Source organism: Psychrobacter sp. PAMC 21119 (assembly GCF_000247495.1).
Lineage (GTDB): Bacteria > Pseudomonadota > Gammaproteobacteria > Pseudomonadales > Moraxellaceae > Psychrobacter > Psychrobacter glaciei.
Genome location: NZ_AHVZ01000020.1, coordinates 16063 through 32946, shown reverse-complemented (window position 1 = coordinate 32946; position 16884 = coordinate 16063). Strand labels below are relative to the sequence as shown.

Annotated in this window: 14 protein-coding genes; 13 read left to right on the top strand and 1 reads right to left on the bottom strand. The window is 42.8% G+C overall.

Annotation, left to right across the window (positions count from 1 at the left end; all coding sequences use genetic code 11):
- Positions 1-448 precede the first annotated feature (448 nt).
- Positions 449-1858 (top strand): cytochrome c oxidase accessory protein CcoG, encoded by a 1410-nt coding sequence (gene ccoG / locus RH96_RS08035; protein ID WP_010199601.1) that lies wholly within the window; start codon positions 449-451, stop codon positions 1856-1858.
- A gap of 175 nt (positions 1859-2033) precedes the next feature.
- A complete protein-coding gene (locus RH96_RS08030) occupies positions 2034-2615 on the top strand; it encodes a FixH family protein (RefSeq protein WP_010199599.1) in 582 nt (193 codons plus the stop codon).
- Positions 2616-2878: 263 nt separating this feature from the next.
- Here the strand turns inward: RH96_RS08030 and ttcA are convergent, their stop codons facing one another.
- Positions 2879-3955, bottom strand: coding sequence for a tRNA 2-thiocytidine(32) synthetase TtcA (ttcA, locus tag RH96_RS08025; RefSeq protein ID WP_413540226.1), 1077 nt, complete (start codon positions 3953-3955; stop codon positions 2879-2881).
- 342 nt (positions 3956-4297) lie between these two features.
- On the opposite strand from ttcA, the gene queC reads away from it, so the two are divergent.
- The 11 genes from queC (at position 4298) to RH96_RS07970 (ending at position 16815) form a co-directional block, all read left to right on the top strand.
- Positions 4298-5014 carry a 7-cyano-7-deazaguanine synthase QueC gene (gene queC / locus RH96_RS08020; protein WP_201574504.1) on the top strand — a complete coding sequence of 239 codons (717 nt, stop codon included), beginning with the start codon at positions 4298-4300 and terminating at the stop codon, positions 5012-5014.
- A 229-nt stretch (positions 5015-5243) separates the two neighbouring features.
- Positions 5244-5573: a hypothetical protein gene (locus RH96_RS08015; RefSeq protein WP_010199594.1), complete on the top strand. Its 330-nt coding sequence runs from the start codon at positions 5244-5246 to the stop codon at positions 5571-5573.
- Between the two features lie 158 nt (positions 5574-5731).
- Complete coding sequence (locus RH96_RS08010; protein ID WP_010199592.1) at positions 5732-6229, top strand: peroxiredoxin; 498 nt, start codon at positions 5732-5734, stop codon at positions 6227-6229.
- Positions 6230-6361: 132 nt separating this feature from the next.
- Entirely contained in the window at positions 6362-7858 is a 1497-nt protein-coding gene (locus RH96_RS08005) for a dihydrolipoyl dehydrogenase (RefSeq protein WP_010199588.1), read from the top strand.
- A gap of 151 nt (positions 7859-8009) precedes the next feature.
- Entirely contained in the window at positions 8010-9197 is a 1188-nt protein-coding gene (locus RH96_RS08000; protein ID WP_010199587.1) for a mechanosensitive ion channel domain-containing protein, read from the top strand.
- 214 nt (positions 9198-9411) lie between these two features.
- Positions 9412-11751: a bifunctional 23S rRNA (guanine(2069)-N(7))-methyltransferase RlmK/23S rRNA (guanine(2445)-N(2))-methyltransferase RlmL gene (gene rlmKL / locus RH96_RS07995; protein WP_010199582.1), complete on the top strand. Its 2340-nt coding sequence runs from the start codon at positions 9412-9414 to the stop codon at positions 11749-11751.
- A 279-nt stretch (positions 11752-12030) separates the two neighbouring features.
- Positions 12031-12606 (top strand): TerD family protein, encoded by a 576-nt coding sequence (locus RH96_RS07990; protein ID WP_010199580.1) that lies wholly within the window; start codon positions 12031-12033, stop codon positions 12604-12606.
- A gap of 336 nt (positions 12607-12942) precedes the next feature.
- On the top strand, positions 12943-14007 hold the full coding sequence (locus tag RH96_RS07985) for a DUF475 domain-containing protein (protein ID WP_010199578.1): 1065 nt from the start codon (positions 12943-12945) through the stop codon (positions 14005-14007).
- 480 nt (positions 14008-14487) lie between these two features.
- Complete coding sequence (locus tag RH96_RS07980; protein ID WP_010199576.1) at positions 14488-15063, top strand: TerD family protein; 576 nt, start codon at positions 14488-14490, stop codon at positions 15061-15063.
- A gap of 222 nt (positions 15064-15285) precedes the next feature.
- Positions 15286-16038 carry a TIGR00266 family protein gene (locus RH96_RS07975; protein ID WP_010199564.1) on the top strand — a complete coding sequence of 251 codons (753 nt, stop codon included), beginning with the start codon at positions 15286-15288 and terminating at the stop codon, positions 16036-16038.
- Between the two features lie 168 nt (positions 16039-16206).
- Positions 16207-16815, top strand: a complete 609-nt coding sequence (locus tag RH96_RS07970) for a TerD family protein (protein WP_010199561.1) — start codon at positions 16207-16209, stop codon at positions 16813-16815.
- Positions 16816-16884: the final 69 nt, after the last annotated feature.

Sequence of the window (16884 nt, the reverse complement as noted above, 5' to 3'; positions counted from 1 at the left end):
GAAAAAAGGGAGAACTGTTATTGCAGTTCTCCCTTTTGTTTGGCAATTTGGCTGAAAATTTTAGTTTAAGCGCTTTCATGTCTTTGTCATGATACTTATTTACTCTGCAAAGCCAGCTGTGCAGGCGACTCGACGGTAACCAGTCGGTCAATATAATTTGAATACAATGATTCTTTTTGAGCATTATTACCCCATTTATAGTAGGGATAATGCTAAAATAGCACGATTTGAAAACCACGAATCGATCGCCATTTTTAGTATGAATGGTTCAATCGTAATTGGCTATTTACAATCGCTCATTTGGTAGCAGGGTTCGCTGTTTTTTACAGTGATTATCCTACTCAGCTACTTACTGACATTGATAACATCGCACATCCCGACATCTTTTTATTATAGGTGTTTGTTCATCATGCCAGCAGACTGATTCTTTTTTTAAAGAGGCACGTTTATGTCAGCACCACAACCCAATAAAATCCCTGTACAGCAGATTGATCTTGATGCCACCAAGCATCGTATTCATCCTCGATTTATCACGGGTTTTTATCAAAATATCCGCGTCGTTAGTATGTATGCGTTTTTGGCGCTGTTTTTGTTACTGCCATGGCTGCGTTATAATGATAGGCAGGCAATATGGTTTGATGTGCCCTCGCAGCATTACTATATTTTTGGCATGACTTTTTTGACTCAGGATTTTTATTTCATTGCCGCCTTCGCGTTGATTGCCGCTTTTACCTTATTTATGGTAACGGTATACGCTGGTCGGGTATGGTGCGGCTATGCGTGTCCCCAAACGATCTGGACGCATCTATATCAGTATGTTGAAAAATGGGTGATTGGTGACCGTAATAAGCGCATGAAGTTCGATAAAGAACCGATGAGTGCAAAAAAAGCCTTTAAACGTGGTTTGGTATATTTTATTTGGTTTGTTTTTTCAATGATTACGGCGACTACATTCGTCAGCTACGTCTCCGGCACTGATAGCTTATATTATAGTTGGCAGATGATAGGCGTTATTCCCTTCCCCGATTGGCCTACGTGGATTTGGGTATCTGTCTTTATCTTTGCTTTTTCTACCTATGTGAATGCTGGCTACATGCGTGAGCAGATGTGTGTTCAAATCTGTCCTTACGGGCGCTTCCAAAGCGTTATGTTTGATAAAGATACGCTGATTGTTTCCTATGATTATGAGCGCGGTGAGCCACGGGGTGCGCGTAAAAAAGGGACCAATCCGGAACATTTAGGCGACTGTATCGAATGTCAGATGTGTGTGCAAGTATGCCCTACTGGTATCGACATTCGTGATGGTTTACAAGTGGCCTGTATTCAGTGTGCCGCGTGCGTCGATGCCTGTAATGAAGTCATGGATAAAGTGGGTTATCCTCGTGGCTTGATTCGTTATACGACAGAACGGCAATTGGCAGAAAAAGAGAAAAGCCGAGTATTTCGCCCACGGTTTTTTGCCTATTTAGCGCTACTGACCGTGCTTTGCGGTGGTGTCGTTTATGCCTTGACCGATCGTGTCCCCTTAGAGATTGATATTCGCCGTGACCGCAATCAGTTGTCATCGATCAATACTCAAGGCATGATTGAAAACAGCTATATCGTCAAGCTGACCAATAAAACACAAGAGCCGCATACCTATAAGATAACCCTTGCCCCGCAAGAAGGTCTGAGTTTGGAATTGCGTTTTAATGATGTACCATTAGAAGCGGGTGAAAGCTTTGATATGCCCGTCAGTATTTATGGTGATCCTGATGTCATTGAATCTGGTCAAACACTTGTTACCCTAAATGTGAACAGCAATGATGGTCAGTACATGGTCAGTAAACAAAACGTCTTTACCACTCAAGGTCAGTAAACGCTTGCGTATGGCAAGTGTAGACTCATATATTTTACCCGTTAGTCATTGACGAGCGGGTTATAGATTATCATTAAATTGACAGCCGTTAGCCGTCAATTTATCCGTCGATACCACTGTATAGATATCCGATAACTGGATATCTATAAACAGCTATTTGATTAATAGGTATTTTATGTCTACTCCAGCACCAAATTTTAAGCACCAAGATAGCCAGCCATGGTATAAAAACTATATGGTGGTTATCTTTGTGATTGGCATGCCAGCCTTTGTGGTGATTGCTTGCCTCTGGTTTGTTTATTACTCCTATCAGATCCGTGACAGTGTGGTTCGTGACGATTGGTATATGGATGGCAAGACGCTTTATCATGATGTGTCCCGTGACAAGCTGACTTATGACTTAGACCTGCATGGCGAGATGCAGTTTGCCGATGACGGTAATATTGTGTTTTATTTGAATTATCCTGAGCAAAGCTTACAATCGGGCAAATTACTTAATGGCACCCCGCTTACTTATCCTGATAAATTAGATTTATCAATCTCCCATGCGACCGACATCAAAAAAGATCGTGATGTGGTGTTACAGCATCAAGAAGGTAATAAATATAGCGCTAAGGTAGATATTGACCCCGTAAAAGCCAAGTACTATTTGCAAGTGAGCAATGAAGGCAAAGATGATTGGCGTATGCAAGATGTGGCAAAATTGCCACGTTCAAAGGTTAGTTTTGACCCGCTACCAGTATTTGCTGAGAGTTAACTTATATAAATATAGACTGCGTAGATTCAGCGAATAATCAATTCATTAAGACATAAAAAAACCAGCCATGAATAAGCTGGTTTTTTTTGGCTATTATTTGGCTATAGTGAGTGAAAAGTGATATCGAACCATCACGCACTGCTGATATCAATTTTTCTTGCTTGCTGTGCCTGCGCAGACAGAGGCGACAAAAAATTAATATCAGCAAAATTTAGCCATTTTTAGCCCATTTAGATATTCATCGATTGAATTGAAGACACGCCCTAGATAACAGGATTAATTGTTGGAATCTTCTGTGTGGGTCGACTGCTTTCTATCGTTTTATCTGACTGTTGCTTACTGGCAAACTTTGGATTAAAAGTTTGCGTTTTTGGCGCGACTGGTAAGCCAATTTCAGCCAAGCTACCGGTCTGCCCTGCCTGAATATTATTCCCTTCGAATAGGCGCTCATTATCATCACGATCAAGACTTAACCCCTCAAAGTCAAACAATTCACGATCGGCTAATTGCGATGGGGCAACGTTTTGCATCGCTTTAAAGATAGAGGCCAAACGCTGCGGATGAGCATTATCCCATTCGCGTAGCATGTCATTAATAATGGCGCGTTGCAGATTGGTCTGGCTGCCACACAAGTTACATGGAATAATCGGGAATTCTTTCAATTTTGCGTATTTAATGATGTCTTTCTCTTCGACATAGGCCAATGGGCGAATAACCATGTTTTGCTTGTCATCACTGAGCAGTTTCGGTGGCATGGATTTTAACGTACCACCATGGAACAAGTTTAGAAAGAAAGTCGCGAGCATGTCATCACGATGATGACCAAGAGCAATTTTAGTCGCACCAATTTGTTTGGCAAAACCATACAATGAGCCACGACGCAAACGCGAACATGCCGAACAATAGGTCTTACCTTCCGGCACCACGCTTTTGACGATACTATAAGTGTCCTTTTCTAAAATATAGTGGGCAATGCCCTGCTCGTTTAGATACGCTGGCAAAATATCCTCAGGATAACCTGGCTGCTTTTGATCCAAATTAACCGCGACGATATCAAAATTAATCGGTGCAATACGTTTTAGCAGCAATAAAATATCCAGCAAAGTATAGCTGTCTTTGCCTCCTGAAACACAGACCATCACCACGTCACCCTCTTCGATCATATTAAAATCACGAATCGCCCAAGATACTTGTCTACGCAGTTTCTTCTGTAGCTTGCGAAACTGTGCTGATTGAGTAGGTGATAACTGCTCAGCCATCAAATCATCCTCAGCGGCATCATCATCTTCCATGCCATCAGTCTCTAAAGTATAGTCAGCCATACCTGCATCAGCAGACATCTCATCAAACTCTGGCGTAATTTTTGGCGTAAACAAGGTCGCTGCGGTCATAAGTTACTCAATATCTTTACAAGGGTGATTTTGCTATACAGCAAACTGCTATCACAGTGCTGTCATACATGATGGGCAAGCGTTAACACTGATGCTTTAAAAGCAGCAATTATAACAAAATTTGCTCACAGTTTGAAAAGAGGACATTAAATAACGGCTGCATGGTTATGTAACGGTTGGATTTTTGCTAAAATAACCGTTTTTCGTAAACCAATAATAGATACCATTATGACTAACGTTACTTCGCAAAGCACCTCCAATAATCAAGCCTCCGATACTGATTTAAATGCTCTGCATAAAAGCCAAAATGCCGTTGTGCTATTGTCGGGCGGGCTTGATTCGGTGACTTGTTTGTATTGGGCCAAGGCACGTTATGCGTCGGTGACTGCAGTCAGCTTCAACTATGGTCAACGCCATAATAGTGAGCTTGTCGCCGCAAAAAATATCGCCGAAACGGCAGCGGTCAACCATCGCATTATCGATATTGATATCGCTCAGCTTGGTGGCTCATCATTGACGGATCACAGTATGATGGTTCCTGATGGGGATGCAGAGAAGTTCCCTAATAAAAAACGTGATGAGATTGATAACGATGCCATTCCAAACACCTATGTACCGGCTCGTAATACCATATTCTTATCTTATGCCTTAGCCGTCGCTGAAGTGACCGACGCCAACCATATCGTTATTGGCGTCAGCTCAGTCGATTATTCAGGTTATCCAGATTGTCGTCCTGAATACATTGCCGCCTTTGAGCACATGGCAAACTTGGCGACAAAAGCGGGCGTTACAGGCCATCATTTATCCATTCAGACGCCATTACAGCAGCTGTCAAAAGCAAAAACCATCGAGCTTGGGCTGTCATTAGGTGTCGATTATGGTCAGACAATTTCTTGCTATCAAGCCGACGCAAATGGTCTTGCCTGCGGTGTTTGCGATAGCTGTACCTTGCGCCGCCAAGGATTCGCCCAAGCAGGTATCGCTGATCCTACTCATTATCAACCTTAACAGTTTAAGTACTCATAGCGACAGACAGTATAACTAAACATTAGCGAAACATTCGCTTGCATTAACACAGCACGCCGCCGTTGTATTTTAATTGCGATACTTGCTATGGTATGGACGATTCTCTCTGTCATCAGATAGACAACCGATAGAGAAATACCCTTATTTACCTCAGTAATTTAATTTTTGAGTAAAAATCTACAAAATTGACGCTACCCTTGAGAGGATGTTTATGAAGTTTTTGCCAGTATTACCCCTAGCCTTAGCGGCTCTTTTTGCCATACCACAGGCCAATGCTACCGATATCGAGCAAGACAATATTAATACCTGTGTGAACGGGGCCGTCAAATATAAAGTTGCTGATAAAAATAACGCGACCAAACTGTGCAATTGCACCATTGGCGTTCGTAGCAACATGACGATCGGTCAAATGTGGGAAATTGAAAGCTACGCCCAAGACAAGAAAGACCCGTCAGGCCTATCTTACGTGAAGGAAATGCAAAAAGACTTGCAGCAATGCACCGTCGGCTTAGATCTAAAGAAACCACAAAAACCGGCATAATTGATAAAAGGTTCAACACAAAAAAGACTGGTCATTACCAGTCTTTTTTGTTGCCAATGAATAAGTGAAGTGTAAAACTGAGTATTTATTTCTACTAATCTGCCTATAATAAGACCACCATAACTCAAACAAACATTAAAATGACTAAGGACTTTACCATGGCTAAACCAACCACAGAAACTATCGCCCTGCCCGACTTTCCAGTGACGATGGTGCGTGAGCTCGATGGTCACTTTATTCATGATGACATTGACCTAAAAGACTTGGTTGCGCATACCGACAAAGGACTGATCCTTTATTTTTATCCAAAAGACAGCACTCCAGGCTGCACCACACAAGCGACAGAGTTCACGGCGCGTCTTAGTGAGTTTGATGATTTGGGCTATGATATTGTCGGGGTCTCCCGTGATAGTGTCGAATCTCATGAAAAGTTTATCGCGAAATATGATCTACAGATTCCACTTATCAGTGATAGCGACGAAAAACTATGCCAGTACTTTGAGGTCATAAAAGAAAAAAACATGTACGGTAAGGTAACGCTAGGTCTGGTACGCTCAGCCTTCGTATTCGATAAAGACGGCAATCTCACGCATGCGCAGCGCAATCTACGTGCCAAAGATTATACTGAGCGTTTACTAACAATATTGGCGCCATAACTTTTATTATGATTAGTGGCACTAATTATTGGTCATAAAATAGCGTTTATTGAGTTGCTGAGCACAAATGATTAAAAGCCAACGTCTTATCAGGCACTCACATCCTATAAAATATAACTACTTGAGAATAATATGAAAAACCAGTCCGACACCGCTGTCGATAGCACAAACCATCAAGTCACCCGTAAAGTCTCTGTTGCCATCATTGGTGCAGGTACAGCAGGACAAAACGCCTTTCGCCAAGCCAGTAAAATCAAAGACGATGTCGTCATTATTAACGAAGGCTTTTGGACGACGACTTGTGTCACTGTAGGCTGTATGCCTAGTAAACTATTGATTGCAGCGGCTGACCGTGCACATGATGCCAACCATTCTGCTGAATTTGGTATTCATGCGACTACCCAGATAGATGGCAAGCGAGTTATGGAGCGTGTGCGCGATGAGCGCAGTCATTTCGAAAGCTATCTCGAAGAGCAAGTAGATAGCTGGCCTGCGCACAAAAAAATAGCGGGTCACGCTCATATCAATAAACAAGGTCTGATTGAGGTCAATGACGAGGTGATTGAAGCAGAAAAAATCATCGTGGCCACAGGTAGCTCGCCCTTTATTCCAGAAGGTTGGGCGGACAAGCTTGGCGATACCTTGCTGACCTCTGACACTGTTTTTGAGCTGACAGATTTACCAAAATCTATGGCGGTCGTTGGTGCAGGTGCCATTGGCTTGGAGCTTGCCCAAGCATTTAATCGTTTGGGTGTGGATGTGACATTATTTAATCGTGTCAAAAAGGTGGCTGGACTGAAAGATCCAGACATTAGCAATAAGGCCATCGACTGCTTAAGCCGCGAGCTGACGATGCACTTAGGTAGTAAAATTAACAATGTCGGTGTACAAACGGCTGAAGGCAATAAAGGCTCACTCGCTTTTATTGACTATGAAGACAGCGCAGGTGATACACAGCAGTGGCAAGGGGAATACGTACTGGTCGCGACAGGTCGCCGTAACAATATTGACGAGCTAGGCGTTGAAAACCTAGGCGTTGTACTCGATGAAAAAAACCGCCCAAAAGATCTGAGCAAGAAAACCGGTCAAATCGGTGATTTGAATGTCTTTATTGTTGGCGATGCCAATGCCAATATTCCACTGTTACATGTGGCCAGTGATGAAGGTTTTAGTGCAGGTAATATGGTCTGTGACAATAAAGACGCCGCCTACATCCGTCCACCAGCAGTGCCCTTTTCTATCGTGTTTTGTTCGCCCCAAATCGTTAATGTCGGTATGTCTCTACCAGAAATACAACAAGATCCAGAATTGGAGTATGTCATTGGTCGCGTCAGTTTTGATAACCAAGGTCGCAGTCGTGTGATGGGTGTCAACTGTGGTCTGTTGCATATCTATGGATGCAAAAAAACCGATAGAATCTTAGGCGCTAGCATGGTAGGTCCTGATGCCGAGTATATCGGTCATATACTCGCTATGGCGATTACCAATGACTTGAGTATCAAAGCCATGCTCGATACTCCTTTCTATCATCCAACGATACTAGAAGGTTTGCGTACCGCGCTACGTGATGTCCAGTATAAGATGGAGATACCTTTTCAATCTCAAGACACACAAAAAGATAACTCTTAAATGACACCTCAGCCACACTTTCCAAGAAGTGAGGGCTTAGTCTCGATCACCACTCATGTTATGTTTGATTGCTTTCATGACTTGAGGTAGTTTATAGCCAAGCATCTCGTGTACAAAACTTTGTATAAACACACCCTGCATGGACGAAAAAATGCCAATCGCCAGTGTTACCGACTTTTTTAAAGAGATTATTCGTGACCTGCATACTAGCCTTTACCTCGCTTTGGGCGGCTCTATAGACGAAGAGTCATTCGATTGGACATCGCAAGCAGTAGAGTTGGTTAGCACTGGTATCAAAATCCTAATACTGCTTGCGGTATTGGGGTTTTGTTATTGGTTGGCTATTTATATTGTCAAAAAAAGCAAATCCCGCATTCGACTGAATGAGCGCCGTGCCAAGATTGTCCGTTCCGTTTTGCGTTATATCTGGATAGTTACCAGCTTGATTGCCATTATGAGCCAAATTTACTTTGAGCCAGAGACTATCAAGGCCACTGCAAAAGCCAGTACATGGGCGGGTATTTATTATGTACTTTGGACGTCATCTGGACAGATTATTCACAGAGTGCTACAGCATTATGGTCTCAATGCTTCTATAGAGCAGCTGCTTCAAAACATCTTGTCAGTGCTGCTATTGGTACTCGGACTTGCCAGCGTCATGGCGCAATTTGGTTTTGATATTGTCTCATTGGTCGCGGGTTTAGGGATTGTGGGCTTGGCAGTTGGTTTTGCTGCCCAATCAACCCTTGCTAATTTCATTGCGGGTATTACGATTTTGCTCGAACAATCTTTTCAGGTTGGCGACTGGATTCATATCAATGACAATGAAGGTCGCGTCGTACTCATTGCATTACGCACCACCCATATTTTGACTCGAGACAACATCACCGTCATTATTCCCAACTCTAACGTTGCCTCCTCCGAAGTAACAAATTTAACCTCCAAGAACTTTATTCGCTTTGATATTCGTGTGCGTATCGCTTTTGAAGATGATATCGACACTGCTCGCAAGGAAATTTTGCAAGTCCTTGCTGATACTGAAGTGGTGCTCAATCGCCCTGAAAGCTCAGCCACCGTGGATGAAATTGGTGAGTACGGGGTATTTTTTATCGTACGTTTTTGGGTCAAGCCTGCCGCTGTCGCGCGCATGCCCAAAATCAAGGAAGGTCTAAAAGAGGATATCAAACGTGCCTTTGATGCCGCCAACATCTCAACCCCTTACCCGCATATGCGCCTACTGATGCCAAAAGATGTCGATTATCCTATCGCGACCAAACCCTTTGCGACCACAACGCAGGTCGTATCAGAAAAACGGCCACTGGCAAAGGGTGAGAGTTAAAGTTGTTAGAAAGTAACTTATAGTTAGGGCATAGATTATAGTCACCGTGCATAAGCGGCTTTGTTTAACGTTATTCTTTAGACGGGTCTTTTTAATCCGACCGTTTAAACATCCCTACTTTAAACCATACTGCCTTGAATTATGGTAAAATCGCCGGTTAAACATCTTATTTTATGATGTGCATTACTTATCAATTTAGCCCACAGGTATCCGTATGACCGAAACAACCGCGCCAGCCCTTGCCGCCGCATCTTCACCAGCGTTGTCAGAAGCACTTTCACCAGCGATCTCAGCAGAGTTATCACTTGAGCTGATTATCACTTGTGCCGATGGGCTTGAGGCACCACTACAGACTGAGCTGACGAGTTTTGGTATTGCAAGCGATATCAAAAGTACGGGGCGTCTGACCGTTACGGGTACGTTGCGTGACTTATATACTATTTGCCTATGGTCGCGGGTAGCGTCACGGGTATTGATGTTAATCAAACGCAGAAATATCAATGCTGAGTATGATGTGGCTGAGCAGCTTTATGGTTTGGCAAAATCGGTCAATTGGACGGAGCAATTTAACCTAGAGCAAACCTTTGCCATCCGTCTATCCGTCGACAAACGCGTCGCTGTCAGTCAACAGTTTGCGATGCTACGTATCAAAGATGCCATTGCTGATACGTTTAATGAAGTTTATGACAGTCGCCCTAACGTCGATAGCAAACACCCAGATTTTGCTATTTTTGCGACGGTTAATGACAAGCAAGCTGAACTGTATTTAGATTTGTCAGGCACCAGTTTGCATCGCCGTGGCTATCGCGTGGCAATGACCGAAGCGCCATTAAAAGAAAACTTAGCAGCAGCTTTGCTATATAGCGCAGGCTGGCATAAGAAAAATGACGCTGGTGACGCGCCTTTCTATAATGCCTTAGTCGATCCAATGTGTGGCTCTGGCACCTTTATCATTGAAGCGCTACTCATGCATTGTGATTATGCGGTGGGTATCGACAAAGCCGCTAATCAATTTGGTTTTTACCAATGGCAGCATCATGACGAGACGCTATGGCAGCAGATGATTGATGATGCTCAGACACGTTTCCGTGAAGGCTTAGCCATTGCTAATGAGCAGCCAGACACCCTACCGCTCATTTTGGGTTTTGATGCCGATAGTGGCGCGATTATCGCCACAGAAAAGAACCTTATTGCCGCTGGTTTACAAGACTTGCTACCGCTACTCGACATTGAAACCCGCGCCCTTGACCAGCTAAGCAGCGTGCTAAAGCCGTTGGTCGATGATGGTCGATTGAGCAATCCTCTAATTATCACCAACCCACCTTATGGCGAGCGTTTGGGTGATGAAGAGATGATTAAGCCTTTGTATCAAGCGATTGGGCTTATATTGCAAGACAGCTTTGCCGGTAGTGGTGTCGATCCGATGCTTGGTATATTGGCCTCTCATGTCGAGCAAGTCGATATCTTACCGATTAAAGAACCAAAAACCTTACGCTGTCATAATGGTGCCATTACCGTTTATTTCCGCTATGGCAAGTTGATTGCAGGGCAAACAGGTAATCTTGTTAGTCGTTTTGAAAAGCGTGAGATTGAAGTAGAAGACGGTCAAGACTTTATCAATCGCCTGCAAAAAAATCTTGCCAAACTCAAGAAACTAGCCAAAAAAGACAATGTGAGTAATATGCGTGTCTACGACGCTGATTTGCCTGATTTTAAAGTGGCTATCGACTTATACGGTGACTATGCGCACGTGCAAGAATATGCACCACCAAAAACCATTCCACCCGAGACCGCCAAAAAACGCTTTAATCTAGCTTTGATGGGTATTCGTGAAGTGTTTGATATTAATCGCGAACAAATCTTTATCAAAACTCGGGCACGCCAGTCTGGTAATGATCAGTATAGCAAGCAGAACACCACAGAAAAGCGTGGCAAGTTTCATGTTGCTCGCGAAGATGGCGCGTATTTCTACGTCAATTTTACCGATTATCTCGATACCGGTTTGTTTATTGACCATCGTAATATGCGCGCGCGGATTAAAGACAACAGTCGTAATAAATCAGTATTGAATTTATTTGCTTATACCTGTACCGCAAGTGTACATGCGGCATTGGCTGGCGCGAAAAAAGTCACCAGCGTTGACTTGTCACAGAACTATCTCGATTGGGGCAAGCAAAACTTTGTGCTCAACGGTTTGGATGTCAGCCGCAACAAATATCAATTCGTTGCTGCCGATATATTTGAGTGGATTAAGGAAAATACCGAGCAATTCGATATCATCTTTATCGATCCACCGACCTTTTCAAACTCGAAAAAGTTCCAAGGTACTTTTGATGTGCAGCGTGATCATGCCGCTATTATTAACCGCGCTATGAACCGCTTGACCTCTGACGGGATTTTGTATTTTTCAAATAACTTTACCCGCTTTGAGCTCGATGAGCAACTAACTGAGCGTTATGAAATTATTGATATCACGCAAAAAACCATTGGTTTTGATTTTGATATTAAAAAACCCATTCATCAAAGCTTTGAGATTCGTCATCGTCAGGGCTGATAATTTAGGTTTATGGATGGATATGAAGGTTAACCACCGCATTTAGACGCCATCTTTTATAGTCAGTCTTGTCGTACACATAACAATGACCCAATCGGCTTTGATTGGGTCATTTTTTGTTGTTATGATAGAGCGTCATTGAGCAATCGTTTTGCAGCGATAATTTTTCGACCAGTTCAATCCCACTATCGATTTTGCTACTTTAGCTTACGTCTGATAGCTTTCATTGCTATTGCTTTATATTGCCCCTCTCCCTAATCTAATAACAAGGAAAATTCCATGGCTTTATCACTTAATAAAGGCGGTAATTTATCGCTAACCAAAACTGACCCAAATTTAACCAAGCTACTTATCGGTCTTGGCTGGGATGAGCGCGCAACCTCTGGTGCCGAGTTCGACCTTGATGCCAGCGTATTTTTATTAAACACCGCTGGCAAAGTGCGTGGCGATCATGACTTTATCTTCTACAACCAGCTCAAATCTGACAATGGCGCGGTTGAGCATACTGGTGACAACCGTACTGGCGAAGGTGACGGTGATGATGAAGTCGTCAAAGTAAACCTAACCCAAGTACCTGCCGATGTCGATAAAATCGTCGTCACTGTCACCATTCACGATGCGGCAGCTCGCAGCCAAAACTTTGGGCAAGTAGCCAACGCTTTCATCCGTGTCGTCAATGAAGAAACAGGTACTGAAGTCGTGCGTTTTGATCTAGCAGAAGACTACTCTGTTGAGACAGCGATGGTATTTGGCGAAGTCTATCGTCATAACGGCGAATGGAAATTCCGCGCCGTTGGTCAGGGCTACTCTGGCGGCTTGCAAGCCATGTGTCAGCAATACGGCGTTGATATCTAAACCCGTGTTTAGATGATATCATTATCGCAATTGGGGTGATAAGCACTGCTAAAACTAGCATTCAAAGTACCTTTATTAGCATTCAAAGTACCTTTATTAGCATTCAAAGCACCTTTATTAGTTAGCTATGCTAAGTAGCTTTGTAGAGTTTTGAATAAGCTAATGAATAACGTACTTTTAGTTGCAAAATAGCCACAATTATTGATAGCTAAACGACCAATAATGCTTTATGTTTCGTTTAGAATTATGCATAAAAAAGTGGTTAGCGATAACCGCTTTTTTATGCTTTGTCTATAATAGACAACCTTAGCTTTACGCAACTAGACAGGATGTGTCATGAGACATTTTTATTTAGACTTTATCTTCACGGCCATTGCCTTAGCAGTCGCGGCGTGGTGGGGATATTCACATGGTGGTATGGGCGGTTTGATAACCACCCTATCTATTACTGCTATTTTGGCCGTCATGGAGATTTCATTATCCTTTGATAACGCAGTGGTCAATGCCTCAGTCCTAAAGGGCTGGGACGAATTTTGGAAAAAGATATTCTTAACGGTTGGTATTTTAATCGCCGTATTTGGTATGCGCTTGGTATTCCCCATTGTCATCGTCGCGGTTACCGCTGACCTTGGTATGATGCAAGTTATAGATTTGGCATTAAACGATCCTAAAGAATACTCAGCAAGACTAATGGCACATCATGCTGAAATTTCAGCATTTGGCGGTATTTTCTTACTACTGGTCTTCTTGAACTTTATATTCGATGAAAAAGAAGTGCATTGGTTTGACTGGCTTGAAAGTCGTCTTGCAAAGCTAGGTAAAGTAGATGCCATGAGCGTCTTCGTAGCACTTATCGTCTTGATGATTTCAGTATCTTGGGCTACCGCTGAACAAGCTTCTGCTGTATTGATTGCGGGTGTTTGGGGTATCTTAGTTTATCTAGGTGTACAGGTAGTCTCTGGTATGCTTGAAGGTGATCTGGAAGAAGAACTAGACTCTCAAGGTAACAGTACTGGTGCTGCAACTAGCGCGATTATGAAAGGTGGTATTATCGGTTTCTTATACTTAGAAGTCCTTGATGCCTCATTTAGTTTCGATGGTGTGATTGGCGCATTTGCGATTACCAATGACGTCATCGTTATCATGCTAGGTCTTGCTATTGGTGCGATGTTCGTGCGTTCGATGACTATCTTCTTGGTAGACAAAGGCACACTTGATGAATATGTCTATCTTGAGCATGGCGCCCATTATGCCATCGGTGCTTTAGCCATTATTATGCTGTTATCGGTGAAGTTTCATGTACCAGAGCTTATCACCGGCCTTATCGGTATTACCTTTATTGGTTGGGCGTTTGTCGCGTCACTCAATTATCGTAAGCGAGAAGCAAAATCTATTAACTGATAAACGGTGAGTTTGAAGCGTAGTAAGCATCAAACGTCATACGTTTTGTTTAGCATAATACGTTTTAATGACAGGTTATACCAAGATGTTGGTATAACCTGTTTTCGTCTATGAGCATTTTTAATTTACGGTATGCAACTTTTACAAAGTTTTTCAGCTGCTTATTATTTGACCCTTTAGCCAACTTCTGAAGACTCATAAAATACTTTGCGATAACAATATCTTAACCACTGTTACTAGGTTTGTTAAAAAGTATCAGAGTTGCAGCACTGATATGTCCCTTAGTAACCATCTGGTAAGTGCACAAAATACGCCTTGCTTACTGAGCAAACGCTTAGTATAGTAAAACGTAATGATATGCAGGGTATGGCATACAGGTAGTTTTTTTATGATTTACCCACATATATCAGTCACTGCATAATTTTAGTTCATTTATCTCACAACCCAATCCACTTAATTATTAATCTAAAGGATATTTATATGGCTATTAGCTTAACAAAAGGCGGCAACGTAAACTTATCAAAAGAAGCACCAGGTTTGACCAATATCACGGTCGGTCTTGGCTGGGATCCACGCGCCACTGACGGTCAAGAATTTGACTTGGATGCGATTGGCTTCTTGGTCAATGAAGCAGGTAAAGTACGTAATGACCAAGATTTTATCTTCTTCAATAACTTAAAATCAGACAATGGCGCGGTCGAGCATACTGGCGATAACCGCACTGGTGAAGGCGATGGGGATGATGAAAAAATCAAAATCAACCTTGCTAGTATCCCTGCTGATGTCAGCAAAGTTGCCATTTGTGCCATCATTTATGAAGGTCAAAGCCGTAACCAAAACTTCGGTCAAGTAGGCGAAGCCTATATCCGTGTCATAAACGACAATGGCGATACTGAAATCGCTCGTTATGACCTATCAGAAGACGGTAGCACTGAAACTGCGATGATCTTTGGCGAGTTATATCGTCACAGCGGTGATTGGAAATTCCGCGCCGTTGGTCAAGGCTTCAGCGGTGGTCTTGGACCATTAGCCGCCTCTTATGGCGTCAACGTTTAGACGTTTATTAATAGCAACGTTAATCATTCAAACAGTTAATAGCGACCATCAGAGACCTGATTGTCGGCTATCTACATAAGCCATCAAGTGTGCCCTTTTAAAGCATTTGATGGCTTTAAATTTAATAGCGTCTCTAAAATCAATCAAGTTAATGATTTAGAATCACAGATGTCATATTAAAAAAGCATATTTCAACTGTATTAGAATAAGGATTTGCACCCCATGGTCGCAACGTTTAGCTTAATCGGTACCATTGAGCCTTTTTTACATTGCAATCTCAAAAAAGGCGACTCGATCTATTGTGAAGCCAATGCGATGGTCATGATGGAATCCAATCTTGAGCTTAAAGGTAAGCTGCAAGGTGGCCTCATGCAATCATTGATGCGCCGTTTTGCGAACGATGAATCATTGTTTCAGCAGCAGATTGAAGCGGTGAATGGTGAAGGCGATTGTTTGCTTGCGCCAACCTTGGATGGTGATATGCAAATCATTGATGTCGGTAATCAGCAATATACCTTGAGCGATGGCGCTTTCGTCGCTGCACAAACGGGTGTCGATATCAGAGCCAATATTCAGCGTAACCTTGGCGGCGCGGTGTTTGGTGATACTGGTGGCTTTATGGTTATGCAGACGCAAGGTCAAGGTCAGGTCGTGGTATCTGGCTTTGGCTCGTTGTTTGAGATTGATGTCACTCCAGACAAAGACGTCATCATCGATAATGGTCATGTGGTCTGCTGGGACTCAAATCTTGAATACAAGCTGTCGGTCTCAACCAGTAAGAAGAAAGGTATCATGAGCAATATCATCAATTCAGTCACTAGTGGCGAAGGCATGGTGTTGAACTTCTCAGGCAATGGTAAAGTCATTATCTGCTCACGCAATCGTGACAGCTATCAAGGCTGGCTACAAAGTATCTTGGGCAGTAGCTCCGGAGGTCGTGGTGGCGGTGGTGGTTTTTTAGATAATATTTTATAGCTTAGTTTTTCAAGACAATTTTACTCACAATTTATCACCCACAATTATTATAATATCATGTACAAAAATTTGATTAGTAAGGAAAACAAGTGCAAGTACTACGCCTTGTAGACTAAGCGAGTTTGACACAGCTAATCGTACTTTTGAAATTGATATAAGGATTTTATCATGGCAGTTAGTTTACAGAAGGGACAAAAAATATCCCTAAGCAAAGAAGCCGGCGGCGATCTGACTCAAGTAAAATTGGGTCTAGGTTGGGACGTGGCGCAAGGACCACAAGAGAAAAAGGGTGGCTTCTTAGGCAAATTATTTGGTGGCGGTAGCGGCGGCGACTCTATCGATTTAGATGCTTCGTGCATCATGTTCGATAGCAACAAGCAGGCAGTTGATGCCATTTGGTTCAGCCAGCTTAAATCAAAAGATGGCAGCATCGTACACACAGGTGACAACCGTACTGGCGATGGTGATGGCGATGACGAAGTCATCAATGTCGATCTGTCTCGTATACCTGCAAATGTGGTATCACTGGTCTTTACCGTCAATAGCTTTACCGGACAGACGTTTGAAACAGTAGAAAACGCCTTTTGCCGTATCGTAAATGCCAATAATAACCAAGAGGTCGCGCGCTATAACCTATCAGCGCAAGGCAGTCATACAGCGATGGTAATGGCAAAAGTCTATCGTCATAATAATGAATGGAAAATGCATGCCATTGGCGAAACCGCCTCAGGTCGTACTTTCCATGATTTGATGCCTGCTATTACGCCACATGCTTAATCCCTGATCTATTTTTAAATTTCATTACTTTCAATACAAACAGCTTAACGACTTTCGTTGAGCTGTTTT

Excerpts from the sequence above, each read along its gene's own strand:
- RH96_RS07985 (WP_010199578.1), top strand. The coding sequence starts at position 12,943 with ATGAGACATTTTTATTTAGACTTTATCTTCACGGCCATTGCCTTAGCA.
- RH96_RS07975 (WP_010199564.1), top strand. The coding sequence starts at position 15,286 with ATGGTCGCAACGTTTAGCTTAATCGGTACCATTGAGCCTTTTTTACAT.
- ccoG (WP_010199601.1), top strand. The coding sequence starts at position 449 with ATGTCAGCACCACAACCCAATAAAATCCCTGTACAGCAGATTGATCTT.
- RH96_RS08010 (WP_010199592.1), top strand. The coding sequence starts at position 5,732 with ATGGCTAAACCAACCACAGAAACTATCGCCCTGCCCGACTTTCCAGTG.
- RH96_RS07980 (WP_010199576.1), top strand. The coding sequence starts at position 14,488 with ATGGCTATTAGCTTAACAAAAGGCGGCAACGTAAACTTATCAAAAGAA.
- RH96_RS07990 (WP_010199580.1), top strand. The coding sequence starts at position 12,031 with ATGGCTTTATCACTTAATAAAGGCGGTAATTTATCGCTAACCAAAACT.
- RH96_RS08000 (WP_010199587.1), top strand. The coding sequence starts at position 8,010 with ATGCCAATCGCCAGTGTTACCGACTTTTTTAAAGAGATTATTCGTGAC.
- ttcA (WP_413540226.1), bottom strand. The coding sequence starts at position 3,955 with ATGTCTGCTGATGCAGGTATGGCTGACTATACTTTAGAGACTGATGGC.
- RH96_RS08015 (WP_010199594.1), top strand. The coding sequence starts at position 5,244 with ATGAAGTTTTTGCCAGTATTACCCCTAGCCTTAGCGGCTCTTTTTGCC.
- rlmKL (WP_010199582.1), top strand. The coding sequence starts at position 9,412 with ATGACCGAAACAACCGCGCCAGCCCTTGCCGCCGCATCTTCACCAGCG.
- RH96_RS08030 (WP_010199599.1), top strand. The coding sequence starts at position 2,034 with ATGTCTACTCCAGCACCAAATTTTAAGCACCAAGATAGCCAGCCATGG.
- RH96_RS07970 (WP_010199561.1), top strand. The coding sequence starts at position 16,207 with ATGGCAGTTAGTTTACAGAAGGGACAAAAAATATCCCTAAGCAAAGAA.
- RH96_RS08005 (WP_010199588.1), top strand. The coding sequence starts at position 6,362 with ATGAAAAACCAGTCCGACACCGCTGTCGATAGCACAAACCATCAAGTC.